At 67.2% G+C, this 21,278-nt stretch carries 19 protein-coding genes; 11 read left to right on the top strand and 8 right to left on the bottom strand.

What is annotated here, in order from left to right; translation table 11 throughout:
• Positions 1-13 precede the first annotated feature (13 nt).
• The 7 genes from ACSFCA_RS23690 (at position 14) to ACSFCA_RS23660 (ending at position 6,331) form a co-directional block, all read left to right on the top strand.
• Positions 14-997 carry a beta propeller repeat protein gene (locus tag ACSFCA_RS23690; protein WP_435460989.1) on the top strand — a complete coding sequence of 328 codons (984 nt, stop codon included), beginning with the start codon at positions 14-16 and terminating at the stop codon, positions 995-997.
• A gap of 27 nt (positions 998-1,024) precedes the next feature.
• The gene (locus ACSFCA_RS23685) at positions 1,025-1,519 is read left to right on the top strand and encodes a hypothetical protein (RefSeq protein WP_258351139.1); all 495 of its coding nucleotides are present in this window, start codon (positions 1,025-1,027) and stop codon (positions 1,517-1,519) included.
• Positions 1,516-1,815 (top strand): sulfurtransferase TusA family protein, encoded by a 300-nt coding sequence (locus ACSFCA_RS23680; protein ID WP_435460988.1) that lies wholly within the window; start codon positions 1,516-1,518, stop codon positions 1,813-1,815. Before ACSFCA_RS23685 ends, ACSFCA_RS23680 begins: the two co-directional genes overlap by 4 nt.
• 37 nt (positions 1,816-1,852) lie before the next feature.
• Positions 1,853-2,986, top strand: coding sequence for a DUF2169 family type VI secretion system accessory protein (locus ACSFCA_RS23675; protein WP_435460987.1), 1,134 nt, complete (start codon positions 1,853-1,855; stop codon positions 2,984-2,986).
• A gap of 123 nt (positions 2,987-3,109) precedes the next feature.
• Positions 3,110-5,311, top strand: a complete 2,202-nt coding sequence (gene katG, locus ACSFCA_RS23670) for a catalase/peroxidase HPI (protein WP_258351136.1) — start codon at positions 3,110-3,112, stop codon at positions 5,309-5,311.
• Between the two features lie 131 nt (positions 5,312-5,442).
• Positions 5,443-5,871, top strand: coding sequence for a hypothetical protein (locus tag ACSFCA_RS23665; RefSeq protein WP_093048129.1), 429 nt, complete (start codon positions 5,443-5,445; stop codon positions 5,869-5,871).
• Between the two features lie 67 nt (positions 5,872-5,938).
• On the top strand, positions 5,939-6,331 hold the full coding sequence (locus ACSFCA_RS23660) for a carboxymuconolactone decarboxylase family protein (protein ID WP_258351134.1): 393 nt from the start codon (positions 5,939-5,941) through the stop codon (positions 6,329-6,331).
• A gap of 12 nt (positions 6,332-6,343) precedes the next feature.
• Here the strand turns inward: ACSFCA_RS23660 and putA are convergent, their stop codons facing one another.
• Positions 6,344-10,072, bottom strand: a complete 3,729-nt coding sequence (putA, locus tag ACSFCA_RS23655; protein WP_435460986.1) for a trifunctional transcriptional regulator/proline dehydrogenase/L-glutamate gamma-semialdehyde dehydrogenase — start codon at positions 10,070-10,072, stop codon at positions 6,344-6,346.
• Positions 10,073-10,229: 157 nt separating this feature from the next.
• On the opposite strand from putA, the gene ACSFCA_RS23650 reads away from it, so the two are divergent.
• The 4 genes from ACSFCA_RS23650 (at position 10,230) to ACSFCA_RS23635 (ending at position 13,174) form a co-directional block, all read left to right on the top strand.
• Positions 10,230-11,267, top strand: coding sequence for a hypothetical protein (locus tag ACSFCA_RS23650; protein ID WP_435460985.1), 1,038 nt, complete (start codon positions 10,230-10,232; stop codon positions 11,265-11,267).
• A gap of 118 nt (positions 11,268-11,385) precedes the next feature.
• Positions 11,386-11,982, top strand: coding sequence for a helix-turn-helix domain-containing protein (locus ACSFCA_RS23645; RefSeq protein ID WP_093048141.1), 597 nt, complete (start codon positions 11,386-11,388; stop codon positions 11,980-11,982).
• Positions 11,983-11,987: 5 nt separating this feature from the next.
• Positions 11,988-12,542, top strand: coding sequence for a GNAT family N-acetyltransferase (locus tag ACSFCA_RS23640; protein WP_375338412.1), 555 nt, complete (start codon positions 11,988-11,990; stop codon positions 12,540-12,542).
• A 98-nt stretch (positions 12,543-12,640) separates the two neighbouring features.
• Positions 12,641-13,174 carry a DUF2147 domain-containing protein gene (locus ACSFCA_RS23635; RefSeq protein WP_435460984.1) on the top strand — a complete coding sequence of 178 codons (534 nt, stop codon included), beginning with the start codon at positions 12,641-12,643 and terminating at the stop codon, positions 13,172-13,174.
• A 31-nt stretch (positions 13,175-13,205) separates the two neighbouring features.
• Here ACSFCA_RS23635 and ACSFCA_RS23630 read toward each other — a convergent pair whose 3' ends face one another.
• The 7 genes from ACSFCA_RS23630 to ACSFCA_RS23600 all read right to left on the bottom strand — a co-directional run bounded on the left by ACSFCA_RS23630 (position 13,206) and on the right by ACSFCA_RS23600 (position 21,221).
• Positions 13,206-14,654, bottom strand: a complete 1,449-nt coding sequence (locus ACSFCA_RS23630; RefSeq protein ID WP_435460983.1) for an N-acyl-D-amino-acid deacylase family protein — start codon at positions 14,652-14,654, stop codon at positions 13,206-13,208.
• An 11-nt stretch (positions 14,655-14,665) separates the two neighbouring features.
• Positions 14,666-15,667 (bottom strand): Bug family tripartite tricarboxylate transporter substrate binding protein, encoded by a 1,002-nt coding sequence (locus tag ACSFCA_RS23625; protein WP_258351128.1) that lies wholly within the window; start codon positions 15,665-15,667, stop codon positions 14,666-14,668.
• A 112-nt stretch (positions 15,668-15,779) separates the two neighbouring features.
• A complete protein-coding gene (locus ACSFCA_RS23620; RefSeq protein ID WP_435460982.1) occupies positions 15,780-16,814 on the bottom strand; it encodes a threonine ammonia-lyase in 1,035 nt (344 codons plus the stop codon).
• A 14-nt stretch (positions 16,815-16,828) separates the two neighbouring features.
• A complete protein-coding gene (locus ACSFCA_RS23615; protein WP_435460981.1) occupies positions 16,829-17,815 on the bottom strand; it encodes an N-carbamoyl-D-amino-acid hydrolase in 987 nt (328 codons plus the stop codon).
• 249 nt (positions 17,816-18,064) lie between these two features.
• Positions 18,065-19,063 carry a LysR substrate-binding domain-containing protein gene (locus ACSFCA_RS23610; RefSeq protein ID WP_435460980.1) on the bottom strand — a complete coding sequence of 333 codons (999 nt, stop codon included), beginning with the start codon at positions 19,061-19,063 and terminating at the stop codon, positions 18,065-18,067.
• A gap of 50 nt (positions 19,064-19,113) precedes the next feature.
• The gene (locus ACSFCA_RS23605; RefSeq protein ID WP_435460979.1) at positions 19,114-20,241 is read right to left on the bottom strand and encodes an NADH:flavin oxidoreductase/NADH oxidase; all 1,128 of its coding nucleotides are present in this window, start codon (positions 20,239-20,241) and stop codon (positions 19,114-19,116) included.
• On the bottom strand, positions 20,238-21,221 hold the full coding sequence (locus ACSFCA_RS23600) for a DMT family transporter (RefSeq protein ID WP_435460978.1): 984 nt from the start codon (positions 21,219-21,221) through the stop codon (positions 20,238-20,240). The genes ACSFCA_RS23605 and ACSFCA_RS23600 overlap by 4 nt, the downstream gene beginning before the upstream one ends.
• Positions 21,222-21,278 lie beyond the last annotated feature (57 nt).

The following is a 21,278-nucleotide window of genomic DNA, read 5'->3' as shown; positions in this document are numbered from 1 at the left end:
AAGCGCAACATCAATGGAACAGTTCAACACCTCCCCGGAAGAAGTTGAGTTCAGGATCGAAACAGGCGTTGCCGCGTCGCGCGACTTCCTGGTCGTGTCCTGTTCGAAATACGAAGAGCGTTTCGATAGCTTTGCACGTATCTGCATATTCGATGCAGACAAGAATGTGCAATGGCAGTACTTCGATTTGCCTTTGACAATTCGGGCAGGCGCCTTGTATCGCTCGTCGTCCATGGCCGCCGCGTCCATTGTTCTTGCGTCGGAGGACGGCGATATCGTCCACCTGCCGATCGGAAAGGCGCCAGAGTTGGAGCGCGTCGCTGGCGCCGGCCTGTGGGCCGATGACTCGGAAGGCTGGGGATACCTGATCGCTCTTCGCCAGATCGGCGAGCGGCTGTATGCCTGCGGTATCGGCGGGCAAATCTACGCGCGTGACGAAGACGGGACCTGGCAACACGTCGATCGCGGCCTTCTCCAGGAGCGAGAGGGGACGCACAACATCTTTCTCAATGCCGTCGATGGTGAGAATAAGGATGCCATCTATGCGGTGGGGTGGGACTTGCGGACGAACGCCGGCTTGCTCTATTTTCGAAAGGGTGACGTATGGCAAAAGCTCGCGACGGAGAGCGAGGAACTGAGCGGGCTTTGCATCGGAGATTCGGCATCCGTCTGGGTGTGCGGCAAGAACGGGACCTTGCTGCTCGGGAATCAGGCGAACGGGTTTTCGGACCTCTCCTCAATTGCCGGCAGCCGAAGCTATAGCGACGTGAAGGTCTATAAGGGCAGGGTCTATCTTGCGGCGTCCGATGGGTTGTACGTCCGCGAAAAAAGCATGATCGAACCCGTCCGAACAGGTCTGGTCCCGGAGTCTCGCGGCTGTCACGTCTTGCAGGTGGTCGACGACGTCCTGTGGTCCATCGGCTATGCCGACATCGTGCGCTTCGACGGCACGGTCTGGGAACGCATTCCGTTTCCCGGTAATCCCCCGATCCGATAGGCAGTCATGGCACGGTGGAAACGCGATATGGATTGGGTCAGCGAGGCGGCGCAGCGCATCGGTTGCTGCGGCCTCGCCGAGTGGCTGCTGGAATTTGCCTCGTGGGCAGAGCTGACGCCTACCGAGTGCCCACCCTCGGGGCTTGCAAAGAAGGTGGACTACGCAAGCCTTTCGCGCGGTCTGAAGATGACGCTGCTCTACCCCTTCGCCGAACGCGCCGCATCAGCCGATCCGCAAGCGTGGGTGCTCTATGACCTCGAAATCGATGCCTCCAGGCTTCCCCTGCCCTTCGGTCTCAACGTCAGCGCTGAGACGCCTCAGAGCGCCAAACGCAAGTTGAGCGCCGACACGGCTTTCGGCCGCAGTGTCGATTTCCGCGATGGCAACTACCGCGTCGTCCACTACCTTCCAGATGGCCGCGTGGTCGGCGTCGGATTCAGACCCACCCTGGCAGGCATCGAGAGCCTGCATCTGCAGCGCATCGTGACCATGCCCGACTTCCGCACGATGGGCACACCGTGACGAGCCCGTCGCCGGATCCGTCGACCGCTCCCTTCCTGCCCGCACGGCCAGCCCCGGCTGCGCCCGAAACCAGCGACGCCCTTCAGATCGATGCCTGCGGCACGCGCTGCCCGGTGCCCATATTGCGATTGCGCAAGGCGTTGAGCCGCAGTGCACCAGGGCAGGTGCTCATCCTGACCACGGACGATCCCGCGGCGTTCACCGATATTCCGCAGGCCATGGCCTTGCTCCCGGCCCAACTCTTTGCCATTCGCCGCGAAGGTGATTGCGTCATCTTCACCGTGCTGCGTCAGTGACGGCAAGCAAGCTTCGACGGTCTTCAACCCAATAGTCATGGCGCCACACCTCGAGAATCGCACGCCTTTTTCCGCTCTGGCCTTTTCGCAGTTTCACAGCGACGGTACCGACATGGCCGTGCTCGCTGTGCGGGGCAGCTTCCATGTCGTGCCGAACGCTCCGCTGGTGCTCGCGCCCCGACAGGACGAACTCGAACTTGCCGACCGCTACGAAGGCGACGCAGCCAACGGCCTGCTGGTGCGGACCTGCGACATCGTGCCTTTCAAGCCGGCGGCTGACCTCACCATCCTGGGCGCGAGCTGGGCGCCTCAGGGCGTGGAAGCCCGCTCGTGGATCACCGGCGTGCGTCTGGGCAAGCTCGAAAAGGTTCTGAGGGTCCACGGGCCGAGAGTCTGGCGCTGCGCCACCACGCAGGAACAAGAAAAAGACAGATCGACCGGCAAGGATTGGGCGCTCTCGCAGGCCTGTCCCGTCAAGGCCGTCGCACTCGACTGGCGCGGGGCCTTTGGAGGCCCGATACCCGGCTCGGGAGACGATGAGACACCGACGGACGTGCATCGCTTCAACCCGATCGGATGCGGCATCGTCGATGAAGACCACAGCCCTTCGGATGTCGATATTCCCGCACCTTGCATCGAGGATCCCGCTGATCCCGTTCTCGATTGGCGTCGCCGTGACTACGTGCCGCAAGGCTTCGCTCCGCTTCCGCCGGTCTGGCGTTCCCGCCAGCAATACACGGGCACTTTCGACGATGCATGGCTCGCGTCGAAGCATCCTCTGCTGCCGGACGATTTCGACTACCGCTTCTACCAGTACGCGGCGCCGGACCTCATTCATCGGGAGCGCCTGAACGGCGACGAAGAACTGCAGCTTCTTCACATGCATCCGGACCACACCCACATTCAGGTCTGGCTGCCTGGCGTGCAGCTGTCCGCCATGGCGCACTGGAAAGATGGAGGCACTGCCCCTCAGGAAATGATGCTCGACGGCGTCCATGTGGATCTGAACTCCGATCTGGCGACGGTCTATCTGACGTGGCGATGCTGGGTGCCCAAGCGGTCAGGCATTCATCTGATGGAACTGCAGGTCGAGAACCCTTCGAGACTCCTGGAAGCAGGGCGCCAGTACGTCAACCATGACCGGTTGCCGGGTGCGCCGGCCAAGAGTTGAGTGAAGCAGAAATCATAGTCCGCCGCTATGAATTCAATTCACTCAATTGGATTGATTGACGGAAGATCCAAACCTAGACTGGTCTCGGACCCCACGTGCGATCACCAACCAAAGGAGAACCCCTTGTCCGATGAAACAAAGTGCCCCTTCCCGGGCCACAAGCGTACACACAGCTTTGCCGGCGCTCCTGCGAATACAGACTGGTGGCCAAGCCAGCTGAACCTGAAGCTCCTGCACCAGCATTCCGCCGAGTCCGATCCCATGGGCGAAGCGTTCGACTACGCCGAGGAATTCAAGACCCTCGACCTTGATGCCGTGATCAAGGACCTCCATGCCCTGATGACCGATTCGCAGGACTGGTGGCCCGCCGACTACGGTCACTACGGACCCCTGTTCATCCGCATGGCCTGGCACTCCGCCGGCACGTATCGCATTGCGGACGGCCGCGGCGGCGGTGGACGTGGTGCGCAGCGCTTCGCGCCCCTGAACAGCTGGCCCGACAACGGCAACCTCGACAAGGCGCGCCGGCTGCTGTGGCCGATCAAGCAGAAGTACGGCCGCAAGCTTTCGTGGGCCGACCTGATGATCCTGACCGGCAACGTTGCGCTGGAGTCCATGGGCTTCAAGACATTCGGCTTTGCCGGTGGCCGCCCCGACATCTGGGAGCCGGAAGACGACATCTTCTGGGGCCCCGAAGGCAAGTGGCTGGCCGATGAGCGCTACAGCGGCGACCGCGTGCTGGCCGGCCCGCTCGCCGCCGTGCAGATGGGCCTGATCTACGTGAACCCCGAAGGACCGAACGGCAACCCCGATCCGCTCGGCTCGGCCCGCGACGTTCGCGAGACCTTCGCCCGCATGGCCATGAACGACGAGGAAACCGTGGCGCTCACCGCCGGCGGCCACACCTTCGGCAAGGCCCACGGCGCGGGCGACCCGGGCCTTGTCGGCGCCGAACCCGAGGGCAGCGACATCGAGGAACTGGGCCTGGGATGGAAGAACAGCTTCGAAAGCGGCCTGGGTGCGCACGCCACCACCAGCGGCATCGAAGGCGCCTGGACCCCCACGCCCACGAAATGGGACAACAGCTACTTCGAGACGCTGTTCGGCTACGAATGGGAACTCACCAAGAGCCCTGCGGGCGCCAACCAGTGGAAGCCCAAGGGCAGCACGGGCGCGGGCACCGTGCCAGACGCGCACGATTCGGGCAAACGTCATGCCCCGATGATGACCACGGCCGACATGGCCATGCGCATGGACCCGGCTTACGAAAAAATCTCGCGCCGCTACATGGCGAATCCGGCGGAGTTCGCCGATGCATTCGCCCGCGCCTGGTTCAAGCTGACGCACCGCGACATGGGGCCGCGCGCACGCTACCTCGGCGCGCTGGTGCCGAAGGAAGAGCTGATCTGGCAAGACCCGATTCCCGCCGTGAATCATCCGCTGGTCGATGACAAGGACGTCGCGGCCCTGAAGGCCAAGGTGCTCGCCTCGGGCCTGGGCATTGCGCAACTCGTGGGTGCCGCCTGGGCTTCGGCCTCGACCTTCCGCGGCAGCGACAAGCGCGGCGGCGCCAATGGCGCGCGCATCCGCCTCGCCCCGCAGAAGGACTGGGAAGTCAACCAGCCGGCCCAGCTGTCGAAGGTGCTCTCGACGCTCGAAGGTATCCAGAAGGAGTTCAACGGCGCGCAGTCCGGTGGCAAGAAGATCTCGCTCGCCGACCTGATCGTGCTGGCTGGCAACGCGGCGGTCGAGGCCGCCGCGAAGAAGGCCGGACAGGACGTGACGGTGCCTTTCTCGCCGGGGCGCGGGGACGCTTCGCAGGAGCAGACCGACGTCGAATCCTTCGCACCCCTGGAGCCGCAGGCCGACGGGTTCCGCAACTACCTGAAGAAGGGCATCGACTCGGCCGCCGCCGCCGGCCTGCTGCTCGACAAGGCGCAGCTGCTGACCCTGAGCGCGCCCGAGCTGACGGTCCTGGTCGGTGGCTTGCGCGCCCTGAACGCGAACGTCGGGCAGTCGCAGAACGGTGTGTTCACCAAGCGTCCGGAGACTCTCAGCAATGATTTCTTCGTGAACCTGCTCGACATGAACACTGGGTGGAAGAAGTCAACGACGACCGAAGGCGTACTGGAAGGCCGCGACCGGAAGACGGGCGAACTCAAGTGGACCGGCACCGTCGTCGACCTCGTGTTCGGTTCCAACTCGCAGCTGCGCGCGGTCGCAGAAGTCTATGGGGCCAGCGACTCGCAGAAGGCCTTCGTGCAGGACTTCGTGGCCGCCTGGACCAAGGTGATGAACCTCGATCGCTTCGACCTCAAGAAGTAATCGGGCGGTGATTGCAGGCGACCGATTCCGGTCGCCGCCGAGTGAGTGACAGCCGTGCAGCCCCGGCCTGGTTTCGGATGATTCCGGATCAGGCCGGGGCGCATCCAAAAAAATGACAGCAGGAGACAACCATGCTAGTCGTGAAGAAGGCGCCTGCGGAGTCGATGGAGTTCTTCCAGCCCGAGCAGTGGATGCATCTGCTCGAGCAGCTCGACATCATCCTGGCGACGGTGCAAACCGACGACACCAATCCCATACTTCGCCGTTTCGGCGTGCGCCGGCGCTCTGCCATATTCCGTCGCCTGATGCAGGAGCGATGGCGTCTCGTCAAGGAGATAGAAGCATTCGGCCAGGCCGGACTTCTCGCCTTCGCAAAGAACCAGATGCCGGACGCATCGCCGTCGCGCCGCCATCTCGACGTTGAATTCAAGCTCCTGGGCGAAGCGTTCGATCAGTGCTCCAAAGACCTGTCGCCCGATACGCAGGCCGCGCTGAGAAAGTGGCTGCTCGCGCGCTCGCACATGCATCAGGAGCACGCCAGGTTTCTCGAGACCTACTGAGGGGCGCGGCGTGGAGGCTGCTACTGTTGTCGGCAACGGCTATCGGCCTTCAACAACAGGAGCTTCCATGAAACCCCAGCCTATCGAATACGCCAACGCCTCCGACGAAGTCAGGGCCGTCTTCGACGACATCAAGACCTCGCGCAACGTGCCTGACGTCAACAACTTCTGGAAGTACCTGGCCAACGACCCCGTCGCGCTCAAGCGCACCTGGAGCAGCCTGAAGGAAGTGATGGCACCGGGTGCGCTCGACCCGGTGGTGAAGGAGATGGTCTACCTCGCCGTGAGCGTCACCAACAACTGCGGCTACTGCATTGCGAGCCACCACGCCGGCGCAGAGAAGGCCGGCATGACGCCCGCGATGTTCGCCGAGCTGATGAGCGTGGTCGGCATGGCCAACGAAACCAACCGGCTCGTCAACGGCTACCGCGTGCCGATTGATCCGGCCTTCGACAAATAACTGCGGCGGCGCTCAGCCGATCGTCATCAGGCTCGCGTTGCCGCCGGCCGCCGCCGTGTTGATGCTGAGCGCACGCTCCACCACCAGGCTTTCGAGCGGAATGTCCGTATCGCCGGGCGTAAAGGCGCGCACGCCGACGATCGGCCCCGGCCGCGCCGCGATGCGCTGCATCACGCCCGACAGGCTCTGCATGCTGCCGTGGTGCAGTGCGGCGTCGAACACCACCGTGTCCGAGGCCCAGTCGTTCGCGATGGCCACGCACTGCTGCACCTCGGCCGGCAGCGATGCGCGAAGGCTTTGCGCAGCGGCATCCGCAGGCCAGATCGCGGTGCTGCCAACCGACAGCACCGCCGCCAGTTGCACCAGCCGGTCCGCCTCCGAGTCGGCCAGGCACAGCACCGCTTCGCGCGGCTCCAGCGTGTAGACGTTGCGCTCGCCGGTCGGGCCGGCCAGCGTGCGCGAACTGCCTGAGCGCGACTGCTCGGCAAAGCGCACACATTGCGCTGCCAGCGTGGGGTGGTCGGTTGCTTCTGCCCAGCGCGACAGCGCCGACAGCCCGGCCCGTGAAGCCGAAGCACCACCCGCCACCGCGCGCACCATCGCATCGTCCGGCCGCGCCGACAGCATGCGCAGCATGTACAGCGGCCCACCGGCCTTCGGCCCCGTGCCCGACAGCCCCTCGCCGCCGAACGGCTGCACGCCCACCACCGCGCCGACGATGTTGCGGTTCACATAGACGTTGCCCGCCTTGGCGTTCTCCACGATCTGCGCAATGGTCTCGTCGATGCGCGTGTGCACGCCCAGCGTCAGCCCGTAGCCCGTGCCGTTGATCTGCCCGATCAGCGCACCGAGGTCGCGGCGGCGGTAGCGCACGATGTGCAGCACCGGCCCGAACACTTCGCGCTGCAGCTCCGCGATGCTGTCGAGCTCGATCAGCGTCGGCATCACGTAGGTGCCGTTGCGCGTGTCGTGCGCGTACTCGCGGCCCTGGCGATAGACCTTGCGGCCCTTCGAGCGCATGGTCGCGATGTGGCGCTCGATGCCGTCGCGCGCTTCGGCATCGATCACCGGCCCGATGTCGACCGCCAGCCGCGCGGGGTTGCCGATGCAGGCTTCGGCCATCGCGCCCTTGAGCATCTCCAGCAGCCGGTCGGCCGCTTCTTCCTGCACGCACAACACGCGCAGTGCCGAGCAGCGCTGGCCCGCGCTGTCGAAGGCCGAGGCCATCACGTCGGTGACGACCTGTTCCACGAGCGCGGACGAGTCGACGATCATCGCGTTCTGCCCGCCTGTTTCCGCGATGAGCGGCACCGGTGCACCATGCGCGCCGAGCCGCTGCGAGAGCGTTTTCTGCAGGATGCGCGCAACCTCCGTCGAGCCGGTGAACATCACGCCCTGCACGCGCACGTCGGCTACCAGCGCGGCGCCGATGGTTTCGCCGCGGCCGGGCAGCAACTGCACAGCGGCATGAGGCACGCCGGCTTCCCACAGCACGCGCACCGCTTCGGCCGCCACCAGCGGCGTCTGTTCGGCGGGCTTGGCCAGCACCGGATTGCCCGCCGCGAGCGCGGCCGCCACCTGGCCGGTGAAGATCGCCAGCGGAAAGTTCCACGGGCTGATGCAGACCATCGGGCCGAGAGCGCGGTGCGTGTCGTTCGAAAAATCGCTGCGTGCCTGCGCCGCGTAGTAGCGCAGGAAGTCGACCGCTTCGCGTACTTCGGCGATGGCGTTGGCATAGGTCTTTCCGGCCTCGCGCGTCAGCAGGCCGAGCAGGCGGGGCATGCCTTCTTCGAGCTTGCCGGCCGCGCGGTCGAGCAGGGCGGCGCGCTCGGCGGGTGGTGTGGCGGCCCATGCCGGAGCGACGTCATGGGCATGGGCGATGGCTGATTCGACATCGGCCAGCGTGGCCTCCTGCACCCGTCCGACGACGTCGCGGTGGTCGGCGGGGTTCAGCACGCTGACTGCTTCGCCAGTTGGCGCGGCTGCGGCGAGCATCGGCGCTGCATGCCAGCTTTCATCGGCGCTGCCTGCGAGCGTGTGGCCCAGCGCACGCAGGCTGTCGTCGTTCGCAAGGTCGAGCCCCTGCGAGTTGGCGCGCTGCGTTCCATACAGCGCCGCGGGCAGCGCAATGGCCGGGTGCGGCAGGCCCATCGAGCCTTCCTGCTGCGCCATGCGTTCAACGGTGACGACCGGGTCTTCCACCAGCGCATCGAGCGAGATCGTCGGGTCCGCGATGCGGTTCACGAAGGAGGTGTTCGCGCCGTTCTCCAGCAGGCGTCGCACAAGGTAGGCGAGCAGCGTCTCATGCGTGCCCACCGGCGCATAGATGCGGCAAGGCCGCCCGAGCGGGCCGACCACCTGCTCGTACAGCGGCTCGCCCATGCCGTGCAGGCACTGGAACTCGTACTGCCCCGGCTTGTAGCGCGACGGGTCCGCCGCCGTGTAGATGGCGGCCAGCGTTTGCGCGTTGTGCGTGGCGAACTGCGGGTACACGGCCTGCGGCGCATCGAGCAGCTTGCGCGCGCAGGCGAGGTACGACACGTCGGTGTAGGCCTTGCGCGTGTAGACCGGGTAGCCGTCGAGTCCGTCGATCTGCGCGCGCTTGATCTCGCTGTCCCAGTACGCGCCCTTTACCAGCCGCACCATCAGCCGGTGCCGGCTGCGGCGGGCGAGATCGATCACGAAATCGATCACGAAGGGGCAGCGCTTTTGATAAGCCTGGATCACGAAGCCGATGCCGTTCCAGCCCGCGAGCGCCGGCTCGAAGCAAAGGCGCTCCAGCAGGTCGAGCGAGAGCTCGAGCCGGTCGGCTTCTTCGGCGTCGATGTTCAGGCCGATGTCGTACTGCTGCGCCAGCAGCGCCAACTCGCGCAGCACCGGATACAGCTCGGCCATCACGCGCGAATGCTGCGCGCGGCTGTAGCGCGGGTGCAATGCAGACAGCTTGATCGAGATGCCCGGGCCTTCGTACACACCGCGATGGTTCGATGCCTTGCCGATCGCGTGGATAGCTTCTTCATACGCGACGCGGTAGCGCTTTGCATCGTCCATGGTGAGCGCAGCCTCGCCGAGCATGTCGTACGAATAGCGAAAGCCCTCGGCCTCCAGTTCGCGCGCGTTGCCCAGCGCCTGCGCGATGGTTTCGCCGGTGACGAACTGCTCGCCCATCATCCGCATCGCCATGTCCACGCCCTTGCGGATCAGCGGCTCGCCGCCCTTGCCGATCAGGCGCGTGAGCACGGCCGACAGGCTGGTTTCGCTGTGCGTGGCCACGAGCTTGCCCGTCAGCAGCAGGCCCCAGGTGGCGGCGTTGACGAACACCGACGGGCTGCGGCCCGCATGCGACTGCCACTGGCCGTGCGCGATCTTGTCGCGGATCAGCGCGTTGCGCGTTTCAGAGTCGGGGATGCGCAGCAGCGCCTCGGCCAGACACATCAGCGCCACGCCTTCCTGCGACGACAGCGCGTATTCCTGCAGCAGGCCCTGCACGAGGCCGGCGCGGCCCCCTGCGTTCTTGCGCTCGCGCAGTTGCCGGGCGATGCGGTAGGCGAGTTCCTGGGCTTCTTCGGCCTGGCCGCTTGGCAGGCGCGCCTGTGCGAGGAGCGGCGGCAGCGCCTGCGGTTCGGCGCGGCGCCAGGCTGCGGTGATCTGCTCGCGCAGCGCCGAGGAGGGCTCGGACAAGCCATCGGCAAACGCCGCGAAGGAAGAGGGCAGGGGGTCGGCGTTGGTGGTGGTGCTCATGGGCGGCTCGTGCTGGTGATAAGTTGGATGATCCGCGCCCTGATGCCGAATTTGTGTTCGAAGAGCGGCGCTTTGGTAGAGCAAATCGCTAGGTCAGTCAGGTTCACAGCTTGTGGCGGGCAGAGAATCCGCGTTCCGTCCCTGGAGTCTCGCGAACATGCACAGCTACAGATGGTCCCTTCCTTTCCTGATGGCCGTATGCCTGCCGGCATCCTGGCCGGCATCCTGGCCGGCGCACGCGGCGGCAGCCGACCCCTCCGCCTGCACGTCTTCGGCGGCCACGGACTGCTTGCGCAGCTTCACGCCGGCCGGTGCCGGAGGCGCGCTGCACTACTACTCGTCGCTCGCTCCGGATGCTCCGACGGCAACCACCGGGCCGACGAAGGCGCTCATCGCCATGCATGGCCATTCGCGCGACGCCAACAAGACATTCGAGGCAACGCTGCGCACCGTCCGCAACGCCGGTGCGCTGGACGACACGCTGGTGGTCGCGCCGCTCTTCCAGGTGCCTGCCGACAAGGCTGCCAGCCGGTGCAACTCGCCGGGCCTGCCCGCGCCGCAGCCCGGCGACCTGCTGTGGACCTGCGGCTCATGGCTCGAAGGCGGCCGCTCGGCGTCGGGCAGCCGCACCGGCTCGTTCGCGGTCATGGACGCGCTCGTGGCCGAGCTGGTGCAGCGCTGGCCGAGCCTGCGCACCGTCACCATCGCCGGCTTCTCGGCCGGCGGGCAGTTCGTGCAGCGCTATGCCGCCTTCGCGCAGAACGGCGGCACGGCGGGCAAGGTGGCCATGCGTTACGTGGTCGCCGATCCGAGCACGTGGCTCTATTTCGATCCGGTGCGCCCGCAGCTGTCGTCCGACGGTGCGTTAGTCTCGGGCTTCGCGGTGCCCGATGCCGCGGCGTGCCCTGAGATGAACCGCTGGAAATACGGCACCGACGACCTGCCCGCGCACCTCGGGCGCAGCGCCGAGCAGGCGCGCCGGCAGTATGCGGAGGCCGACATCAGCTACCTCGAAGGCGTTGGACAGCAACGACGCCAAGGGCACGGCCTACCGCGTCCTGGACAAGTCCTGTGCGGCCATGGCGCAAGGCTCGTTCCGCCTGCAGCGCGGCCTGGCCTATGCGCAGTACGACCGCACGCTGCTCGCGCCGGCCAAGCGTCGCGAAGTCGTGGTGGTGCCGGGCTGCGCGCATGACGTGGCGTGCGTCTTTCCGTCAGAAGCGGCGCGCGCCGCGTTGATCGGCCCTCCGCGCTGAAGGCAACTCGCGGGGAGGCTTGACGCAATTTCCTTCATATTGGATATTTAATCCAATATGAAGGAAATAGAAGAAACACCGTCCGGCCTGAACGACCGCATCGCGCAGCGTGTGCGCGACCTGCGCGCGCAACGCGGCCTCTCGCTCGATGCACTGGCCACGCACTGCGGCGTCAGCCGTTCCATGATCTCGCTGATCGAGCGCGGCGAAAGCAGCCCCACCGCCGTGCTGCTCGAAAAACTCGCAACCGGCCTCGGCGTGTCGCTGGCCTCGCTGTTCGAGGCGCCCGCGCCCGCCGCCGATCCGGTGTCGCGCCTGGCCAGCCAGCTGCAGTGGCGCGACCCGCACTCCGGCTATGTGCGGCGCAATGTGTCGCCAGGCAGCTTTGCGTCGCCCATCCAGATCGTCGAGGTGCTGTTTCCGCCCAAGGCCCGTGTGGCTTATGAAACCGCGGCGCGCGAACCGGTCATCCACCAGCAGGTGTGGGTGCTCGACGGCGTCATCGAACTCACGCTGGGCGACGACCAGCACCGGCTCGCCACCGGCGACTGCCTGGCAATGGTGCTCGACCGTCCCATGAGCTACTACAACCCCTCGCGCACTACCACCCGCTACGCCGTCGTGATCGCGACCGTGCCCTCTTCGTGGAGATGAACAACATGACGAATTTCGAAGCGCCCCGCATCCATGTACTTTCTACGGTGAGCGATGCCCAGGTGCAGGCGTTGGCCGACCTGCTGATCGATTGCGTCGAGGGCGGCGCGTCTGTCAGCTTCATGCTCCCGCTGGCCCGCGAGCGCGCCCTCGCGTTCTGGCGGAAGGTGGCCGACGGCGTGGCGCGCGGCGAACGTGCATTGCTCGTGGCCGAAGACGCCGAGGGCCTCCTCGGAACAGTGCAGCTCGTGCTCGACCAGCCCGAGAACCAGCCCCACCGCGCGGAGGTCTCGAAGATGCTGGTGTACCGCAGGGCGCGGCGCCGGGGCATCGGCGCGCTGCTGATGCAGGCGGCCGAGGACCAGGCGCATGCGCACGGCAAGACCTTGCTGGTGCTCGACACGTCGAGCGCCGAAGCCGAGCGGCTCTATGCCCGCATGGGCTGGCAGCGCGTGGGTGTGATCCCCGGATTCGCACTGCTGCCGGAGGGCGAACCGTGCAGCACCACCTTCTTCTATCGCGCGCTGGAGGCCCGCGCACAGGCACCGGCGGCAGGCTGAGCGGCACAGATTTGTATCGCACCTTGTCTGGCACGCGGCCAGATACGGAGCGCGACCATTCAGTGCGTCCCTGACACACTGCGAAGGCAGGTGCTGCGATGCAATGGGTGCTTCATCCACTCGACACGAAGCCCGCCATGACCATGCACTCGTTCCATCGTCCATCAGGCCGCGCGCTGGCAGCCGTCCTGATGCTGACGGCAGCCTTCGCCGCGCAGGCACAGTCGTCTTCCGCGGCGACCGATCCGCGCGGCCGCTGGATCACCGCGAACGGCAACCTCGAAGTTGAACTCGCACCGTGCGGCGCCGCGCTGTGCGGCACCGTCACCAAGGTCCTCGGCAATCGATCGATGGCACCCGGCGGCGGCGACATGCAACCCGCCGACAGCCGGCCGGCCCTCGGCATGACGCTGCTGAAAGACTTCACGCCCGTCGACGCGACCGATCCGTCCCAGCCGCCCACCGAATGGGCCGGTCAGATCTACAACCGCGAGAACGGCAAGACCTACAGCTGCAACATGTCTGTCAGCACCGACGGCAACGCGGCGGGCGAGCTGTTGCTACGTGCGTACGTCGGGCTGCCGCTGTTCGGCAAGACGCAACGCTGGGTGCGCGCCGCGTCGGACAACTGAGTGCCGCCAGCTGCCATGCGCAGCCGGTCAGTCAGTCGGTCAGTCGCACCACGCGCCCGCTGCGCACGCCGAGCGATTCGCCATCGCGCCACGCCGGCCGCCCGTTGACGATGACGGCATCGATGCCCTCCGCACGCAGCGTGGGGGTCTCCCACGTCGCGCGGTCGGCAATCCGGCCGGCATCGAACACGGTGATGTCGGCAAAGGCGCCTTCGCACAGCACGCCGCGGCCGGGCAGGCGGAAATGCCGGGCCGTCAGCCCCGTCATCTTGTGCACCGCCTGTTCGAGCGAGAACAGACCAACGTCGCGGCAGTAGTGGCCCAGCACGCGCGGAAAGGTGCCCCACAGGCGCGGATGCGGTGAGGTGTCGTGGGGCATGCCATCGGAGCCGATCATGGTCTGGGGAAAGGCCAGCACGCGCCGCACGTCGGCCTCGTCCATCAGGAAGTAGATGGCGCCGGCCGGCTGCAGCAGGTCGACTGCGTCTTCCACCGACACGCCGAGGCGCTGCGCGATCGCGTCGAGGTCCATGCCCGAGAACTCGGGGTGCGGTTGAGACTGCGTGACGATGATCCGGCTCGACACCGCAATGCGGTCCTTGCGCAGGATGGTGGAGCCCGCGCAGTAGGGATAGCAGTCGAGCGCGATGGGCTGGTGCGCCATCGCCTCGCGCACGTGCGCCAGCGTCTGCACCGAACGGCCATGGTTGCGCGGGCCGATGAGCTTGTGGTGCGACACCACCACAGGCGCCTGCGCCGCGCGGCCGATCGCGAAGGCTTCGTCCAGCGCGGCGAACACATGGTCGCCCTCGTCGCGGATGTGGCTCGCGTACACGCCGCCGTAGGGCCCGATCACTTCGGCGACTTGCGCCATCTCTTCGGTCGTGGCCGGCATGGCCGTGGGGTAGGCCGCGCCGGTGGACAGCCCGATGGCGCCGCTGGCCATGGCCTCGTCGAGCAGGGTTCGCATGCGTGCGATTTCTTCCGGCGTAGCGGCCCGGTCGAGGCGCTCCATCGTCGCCGCGCGCAAGGTGGTGTGGCCCACCAGGCAGGCTGCGTTCACCGCAGCGGGCGCAGCCTCCAGGCGCGCGAGGTAGGCCGCGAAGGTGGCATCGCCGAACAGGGCCGGGTCGTGGCCCAGCAGGTTCAGCGGCGGCGGCACGGTGGCGCCTGCCGGCGCGCCCCAGGGCGCGAGGCTGATGCCGCAGTTGCCGGTGACGACCGTCGTCACGCCCTGGCTCAGCTTGGCCGGCATGTCCGGGTCGAGCAGGAGGTAGCGGTCGTCGTGCGTGTGCGAGTCGATGAAGCCCGGCGCCACGATGCGGCCGGTGGCATCGATCTCGGCCGCGCCACGCAGCGCCGACAGATCACCGATGGCGGCTACGCGCGCGCCACGGATGCCGACATCGGCCTGGCGCCGTGCGCTGCCCGTGCCGTCGATCAGCGTGCCGTGGCGCACCACGAGGTCGAAGTCGGCCATGTGCGTGCGCTTCAGTCGAGCTTGGCGCCCGAGTGCTTGACCACGTCGGCCCACACGGGGCGCTCCTTCTTCGCGAGATCGAACAGATCCTGGCGCGGACCGGTGTGGACCTCATAGGCCTGGGCGGCCAGCTGCTGTTTCACGGCAGGCGAATTCAGTGCCTTGTTGAAAGCCGCGTTGAGGGCATCGAGGATCTTCGGATCGACGCCGGCCGGCGCCACGTAGCCGGTCCACGCCACGGCCTGGTATTTCTTCAGGCCGGTCTCGGCGATGGTGGGCAGCTCGGGCAGGCGACTGTCGCGCGCGGCGCCGGTCACGGCCAGCGGCGTGATCTTGCCGCCCTTGAGGTGCGGAGCGATGGAGGTGATGTTCTCGAACACAAGGTCCACCTCGCCGCGCATCAGCGCCATGTCGGCCTCAAGCCCGCCCTTGTACGGGATGTGCACGATGGACACACCGGCCATCGACTTGAACATCTCCGCGCTCAGGTGGCCGGTGGTGCCGTTGCCGCCGGAGGCCACGGTGAGCTTGCCGGGCTGCTTCTTGGCCATGTCGATGAGGCCGGCCACGTCCTTCACGCCGAGGTCGCTGCGCACGGCCAGCACGTTCTGCACGAATCCGGTCAGCGCCACCGGGGCGAGTTGCGTGTCGGCGTCGTAGGGCAGCTTCTTGTAGAGCGACTGGTTGATCGCCAGCGTTGCCACGTTGGCATAGGCGATGGTGTAGCCGTCCGCGGGGGCGGCGATGGTGGCCTGCGTGCCGATGATGCCGGAGGCGCCGACGCGGTTCATCACCACCACCGATTGGCCGAGGTCGCGGCCCACTGCATCGGCGAGCAGCCGCGAGACGATGTCGGGCGTGGTGCCGGCGTTGAAGGGCACGATCAGGGTGATCGGCTTGTCGGGGTACGCGGCCTGCGCGTAGCCGCACAGGGCGAGCGCGGCCAGCGGCGCGGCCAGCACATTCAAGAGCCAGCGGCGGGAGGCAAAGGAACGGACGTTGAAGAACGACATGGTCAAGGCTTTCTGAAGAAGATCGATGGAGGGGCTTGCGGTCTCCTGGGCGACGCTGCGCCGGGGCATGGCGGCGTCGGCCTCGTTGCTATGGGAATGGATGAAATGGGCGCTACGCCATCACGGACTGCAGGACCGGCAGGTCGACGTTGCCGCCCGAGAGCACGAGCACGGCGCTCTGCCCGCGCAGCGAGACATGGCCGGCCAGCATGGCTGCGAGCGCCACGCTGCCGCCAGGCTCGACGACGAGGTGCAGTTCCTCCAGCGCGAATCGCATCGCGCGGGCCACCTCCGCATCCGTCACGGCGACGGCCTCGTGCAGCAGCGGCTGGTTGATGGCGAATGGCAGCTCGGCAGGCGTGACGGCTTGCAGGGCATCGCACAGCGTGCGGGCGCCGGGAGCGTTGGTCTCTCGCCGGCCGCTGCGCAGCGAGCGCACGGTGTCGTCGAAGCCCGCGGGCTCGACGGCCACGCGCCGCGGGCCGGGGCTCAGCGCATCGAGCACCAGGCAGCAGCCTGCCATGAGGCCGCCGCCGCCGCAGGGCGCTGCGAACAGGCCCAGGGTTTCGCGCGCACCGGCCGGCAGGTCTTCGAGCGCCTCCAGTGCCACGGTGCCCTGCGCGGCCAGCACCTCGGGGTGGTCGCCCGGCGGAATCAGCGTGCCGCCGGTCTCGGTCAGCAGGCGCATGCCGATGTCCTCGCGGCTTTCCCTCTCGCGGTCGTAGTGGACGACCTTCGCGCCCTGCGCGAGCGCGCGCGCCACCTTGGTCTTCGGGGCATCGACCGGCATCACGATGGTGGCCGACACGCCCAGTTGCCGCGCCGCCCAGGCAATCGCCTGGCCGTGGTTGCCCGTCGAATAGGCCACCACGCCGCGCTCCCGCTGCTGCGGCGTGAGCGCCAGCATGGCATTGAAGGCGCCGCGGGCCTTGAAGGAGCCGGTGACCTGCAGGCTCTCGGGTTTGATCCACACGGTGCCGCCCACCAGCGCGTCCAGCGCGGGCGAGCGCAGCAGCGGCGTGCGTTGCACGTATGGCGCAATGGCTTGTGCGGCGCGCAGCACGTCTTCGAAGCGGGGCACGCGCATCGTGCCGAGCATCGCGTGCTCGATGTGGTCCGGCAGCGCCGTGGAGGAGGTGCTCGTCATCGCGCGGGCCTCCTTCACGCCGGTTGCCACACCGGGGGCTCGGTGCTGCCGGTCTGGCTGGTGAGCCGGGTGTAGGCCTCCAGGCGGCGGTGCTGGGCGAAGTTGAAGATGGTGTTGCGGCCCAGCTGGCACATGTCCAGGTTGCAGTCGGCCACCACCAGCTCGTCGTCCCAGCTGGTGGCCATGGCCATGATCTCGCCCTGGGGGTTCACGATGACGGAATGGCCCATCAACTCGAAGCCGTCTTCGTTGCCGGCCTTGGCCACGCCCACGCCGAAGGTGGCGTTCTGGTAGCACCCGGCCTGGATGGAAAGCTGGGAGTGAAAGTTGCGCAGGTGGTGCGCCTCGAAGCCGCGGTTTTCCTGGTTCACCGCCGGCGTGTTGTAGCCCAGCATGACCAGCTCGACCTGCTGCAGCCCGAGCTCGCGCCACGCTTCGGGCCAGCGGCGGTCGTTGCAGATCAGCATGCCCAGGTTCACGCCGTCCACGTCGCTCACCGGGGCGCGTACGACCGGAAAGCCCAGGTTGCCCACCTCGAAGTAGCGCTTTTCCAGGTGCTGCACCTTGCGGATGGTGGAGAACTCCTTGTGCCCGGGCAGGTGCACCTTGCGGTACTTGAGCACGATCTCGCCCGAAGGCGCGATCACCACCGAGGTGTTGAAGCGCCGCTTGCGCACCACGCCGGTCTCGTCGGGCTCGTGGGCGATCTCGGCGTAGCCCAGGTAGCAGGTGAGCCCGTAGCGGCGGACGGCTTCGAAGAGCGGCTGCGTGGCGGGCGAGGGCAGCGCCTCTTCGTACCACGGGTCGGCCTCGTCGAGGTTTTCAACGTACCAGCGCGGAAAGAAAGTGGTCAGCGCCAGTTCGGGAAACACCACGACATTGGCACCGCGCTGATGCGCGCGCTCCAGCAGGCGCACCATGCGAGCCACGATGACATCGCGGCCTTCGGCTTTCTGGATGGGCCCGAGCTGGGCGGCGGCGACGGTGATCAAGCGGTTCATGGCGGCAGAAGAGTGGGTCTGAGCCGGATGATCTGGCCCGCCGCCTCCGCGGCCAACTGCGCCTGAATCGCCCCGGCAGGCCGCGAGGGCATGCTCCGGATCTACCGCAAGTGATTGATTTCAAAGACAAAACCCGCGGTGCCCAAGGCGCCCCGGCCAGCCCGTCGATAACCGCGCGTTATGGCTTTGGGACAAAAGGTGATGGGCACCCGGGCCGCGCTGTCAATGGCGCGCAACGAACGGCACGGCTCAGGGGCGGGGCGCGCGCACGGGCGCATCCTCGCCCGGGTGCTCCGGCAGCGTGGGGGCGAGCGCACTGTCGCGCCCCTCCTGCTTCAACAGCCGCTTGAAGACGGCCAGGAACTCCTTGGCCATGGCCGACAGCGGGCTCACGTTGGTGTGGATCAGGTAGATGCGGTGCGCGAGTGCGGGCACGAGCGGCTTGAGCACCACGCCGTCCGTCATTACCGAGCGCCGCGCACCGAAGGCTTCGATCAGCGCCACGCCAACGCCTTCACGCACCAGCGCCATCGCCTCGGGCGTGGAGCGGATCTCGATGTCGGCACGCAAAGGCAGGCCCGACGCGGCAAGGAAATCGGCCGTAAGCCGGCCAAAGGGCGTGTCGCGCCCGAAGCCGATGAAGGTCTGGCCCACCAGGTCGCTCGCGCTGATCGCCTCGGCCTGCGCCAGCGGATGGCGCTCGGGCACCGCGCATTCGATGAAGCTGTGCCCGATCGCCCGCGCCGCCGCGTTGGCACTGGGCGGCGGCGGCATCGAGGAAATCGCCAGGTCCGCGTGTCCCAGCAGCACGTGCGGCAGCAACTGGTCGAACGGCAATGGCCTGTACTTGATGCGCACATCGGGATAGCGGGCCCGAAAACGCTTGATCGCCACCGGTATCAGCCACTCGCTGAAGCTGGGGCTTGAGACCAAAGACAGCTCGCCATGGGAGCCGCCGACCAGGTCGGCCGCCAGTGCATTGAAGCGGCGCACGCCTTCCAGGATGCTTTCCACCTCCGAGAACAGGCGGCGCGCCTCGGGCGTGGGCTGCAGGCGCCCGCGCACGCGCTCGAACATCAGCATGCGCAGCCGGCTTTCTGTCGTGGCCAGCACGCGGCTGACGGCCGGCTGGGAAACGCACAGCATGCGCGCCGCCCCACTGAGGGTGCCGGCAATCATGATGGCGTGGAAGACTTCGATCTGCCGCAGATTCAGCGGCACCGGCGGGGTCAGGAGCGTGGCAGGCATGGCGCAGCACACCATGCAAGTAGCACGCCACCGTGCACGTAGGCTGTGGCCTAGCGCGCCCCGAACGCCGCGTTCTCGAACAGGTCCTTGAACTCTCGCGGCTGCGAGCGCCAGTACTGGTGCGGCGCTTTTACCTGCGCGCTCAGTTCGGCGGCGGCATGCCACGGCCAGCGCGGGTCGTAGAGGATCGCGCGCGCCAGCGACACCGCATCGGCCTGCCCCTTGGCAATGATTTCCTCCGCCTGCCGCGGCTCGGTGATGAGGCCCACGGCAATGACCGGCATGCCGACCTCCGACTTCACGCGTTCGGCAAACGGCACCTGGTAGCCCGCGCCAAGCGCGATGGCCTGCTTCGGCGACACGCCGCCGCTCGATACGTGGATGGCCGCGCAGCCGCGCGCTTCGAGCGCCTTGGCAAAGGCGACGGTGCCCTCGAGGTCCCAGCCGCCCGGCACCCAGTCGATGGCCGAGACACGCACCCACACCGGCTTGTCGGTGGGGAAGACTTCGCGCACTGCATCGAACACTTCGAGCGGAAAGCGCATGCGGTTCTCGAGGCTGCCGCCGTATTCGTCTTCCCGGTGGTTGGCCAGCGGCGAGAGGAACTGGTGCAGCAGATAGCCATGCGCCGCGTGGATCTCCAGGCCATCGAGGCCCAGCCGCGCAGCGCGCCGTGCGGCTTCGACGAAGGCGGTGCGGATGCGGGCGAGCCCTGCGGCATCGAGCGCGATGGGCGGGTCTTCGGTGGGCGCATGCGGCACGGCGGAGGGCGCGTATGCCTTCCAGCCGCCCGGCTCTTCCGGCCGTATCTGCTTGCCGCCTTCCCATGGCGCGCGGCTCGATGCCTTGCGCCCCGCGTGGCCCAGTTGCATCGCGATCTTGATGGGCGAGTGCGCACGCATCGCATGCAGCACGCGCGCCAGGCCTTCTTCGTTGGCATCGGAATACAGCCCGAGATCGCCGGGCGAGATGCGCCCCTCGGCCTCCACTGCCGTCGCTTCAAGGATCAGCAGCCCCGCTCCCGAGAGCGCGAGATGGCCCAGGTGAATCAGGTGCCAGTCGCCCGGCGTGCCATCGACGGCGGAGTACTGGCACATCGGCGCGATGACGATGCGGTTGTCGATTTGAAGAGGGCCGAGCCGCAGGGGCTCGAAGAGACGGGGCGTGCTGGTGCTCATGACGATGCGGCTCCACAGGTGCTGTAGTTGCGCGAATTCTGCGGGGTCTGCGCGATCGGTGCCGGGGCCGGCGCGGAAGCCTTGCGGCTCAGGGCGGTATGGATCAGCAGCGCGCCGACCACCATCGCCATGCCCACCGCCTCGTTCACCGTGGGCAGCCTGCCCAGCGCCGCGCTCATCAGCAGCGCCGACACCGGCACGAAGTTGATGAAGGCCGTGCCCGTCACCGCGCCCAGCGTGCGCACGCCGTAGTTGAAAGCCAGCACAGCGATGGCCGAAGACACCAGGCCGACGTACAGCAATGCCTGCCACGACAGGCGCAGTCCTTCCACGCTGGGCGCATGCGTCCAGCCCAGCAGCGTGCCCGCCAGGGCCGTGGCCAGCAGCAGCGGCCAAGAGGCCAGCACCGTGAGCGCGGTGTACTCGATCACGTCGAGTTCCGGAAAGCGCGCAGCGCCGCGCGTGTACCAGACCCAGCCCAGCGTACCGACGAAGGCCACAGCGTCGCCATAGAGCGTCGACTCGCCCGATGCCCCAGCGCCGAACAGCAGCCCCGACACGATGGCCACGCCCAGCAGAGACAGCGCCGTGGTCAGCAGCGTGGAACGGCTAGGCCGCACGCCGTCGAGCGCCCAGCGCAGCAGCTGCGTGGTCATGGGCGTGGTCGCCATGATCACCGCACCGTGCGAGGGCACCGAGTGCGCCAGGCCCGCCAGCAGCATCACGCTGAAGATGCCGAAGCCCGCGAACCCGCGCACCGCCAGCGGCCCGGCATGCTGGCGCAGCTTGCGCCACGGCGCCGTGCCGCGAGGAACAATCAGCAGTACGAACAGCAGCGCGGACATGCTGTAGCGGATGAGCGTGAACCACGCCGGCTCGACGTGGTGCAGTACGCCCTTGCTGACGAGGAACATGCCGCCCCACCCGGAGGTGGCGAGCAGCAGCGCGGCGATGCCGAGCAGGCGTTGGCGATGGGACATGGGGAAGCCTTTTCTTGCAATGAATCAATGTCCCGAGAATCGGTGCTGGGGCCCGCA

The organism is Variovorax multivorans (genome assembly GCF_051216835.1).
Lineage (GTDB): Bacteria > Pseudomonadota > Gammaproteobacteria > Burkholderiales > Burkholderiaceae_C > Variovorax.
This window is presented reverse-complemented; position numbering and strand designations above follow the sequence as displayed.

Excerpts from the sequence above, each read along its gene's own strand:
- ACSFCA_RS23635 (WP_435460984.1), top strand. The coding sequence starts at position 12,641 with ATGCAATGGGTGCTTCATCCACTCGACACGAAGCCCGCCATGACCATG.
- ACSFCA_RS23615 (WP_435460981.1), bottom strand. The coding sequence starts at position 17,815 with ATGAACCGCTTGATCACCGTCGCCGCCGCCCAGCTCGGGCCCATCCAG.
- ACSFCA_RS23600 (WP_435460978.1), bottom strand. The coding sequence starts at position 21,221 with ATGTCCCATCGCCAACGCCTGCTCGGCATCGCCGCGCTGCTGCTCGCC.
- ACSFCA_RS23610 (WP_435460980.1), bottom strand. The coding sequence starts at position 19,063 with ATGCCTGCCACGCTCCTGACCCCGCCGGTGCCGCTGAATCTGCGGCAG.
- ACSFCA_RS23620 (WP_435460982.1), bottom strand. The coding sequence starts at position 16,814 with ATGACGAGCACCTCCTCCACGGCGCTGCCGGACCACATCGAGCACGCG.
- putA (WP_435460986.1), bottom strand. The coding sequence starts at position 10,072 with ATGAGCACCACCACCAACGCCGACCCCCTGCCCTCTTCCTTCGCGGCG.
- ACSFCA_RS23640 (WP_375338412.1), top strand. The coding sequence starts at position 11,988 with ATGACGAATTTCGAAGCGCCCCGCATCCATGTACTTTCTACGGTGAGC.
- ACSFCA_RS23630 (WP_435460983.1), bottom strand. The coding sequence starts at position 14,654 with ATGGCCGACTTCGACCTCGTGGTGCGCCACGGCACGCTGATCGACGGC.
- ACSFCA_RS23650 (WP_435460985.1), top strand. The coding sequence starts at position 10,230 with ATGCACAGCTACAGATGGTCCCTTCCTTTCCTGATGGCCGTATGCCTG.
- ACSFCA_RS23690 (WP_435460989.1), top strand. The coding sequence starts at position 14 with ATGGAACAGTTCAACACCTCCCCGGAAGAAGTTGAGTTCAGGATCGAA.
- ACSFCA_RS23685 (WP_258351139.1), top strand. The coding sequence starts at position 1,025 with ATGGATTGGGTCAGCGAGGCGGCGCAGCGCATCGGTTGCTGCGGCCTC.
- ACSFCA_RS23605 (WP_435460979.1), bottom strand. The coding sequence starts at position 20,241 with ATGAGCACCAGCACGCCCCGTCTCTTCGAGCCCCTGCGGCTCGGCCCT.
- ACSFCA_RS23665 (WP_093048129.1), top strand. The coding sequence starts at position 5,443 with ATGCTAGTCGTGAAGAAGGCGCCTGCGGAGTCGATGGAGTTCTTCCAG.
- ACSFCA_RS23675 (WP_435460987.1), top strand. The coding sequence starts at position 1,853 with ATGGCGCCACACCTCGAGAATCGCACGCCTTTTTCCGCTCTGGCCTTT.
- ACSFCA_RS23645 (WP_093048141.1), top strand. The coding sequence starts at position 11,386 with ATGAAGGAAATAGAAGAAACACCGTCCGGCCTGAACGACCGCATCGCG.
- ACSFCA_RS23625 (WP_258351128.1), bottom strand. The coding sequence starts at position 15,667 with ATGTCGTTCTTCAACGTCCGTTCCTTTGCCTCCCGCCGCTGGCTCTTG.
- ACSFCA_RS23660 (WP_258351134.1), top strand. The coding sequence starts at position 5,939 with ATGAAACCCCAGCCTATCGAATACGCCAACGCCTCCGACGAAGTCAGG.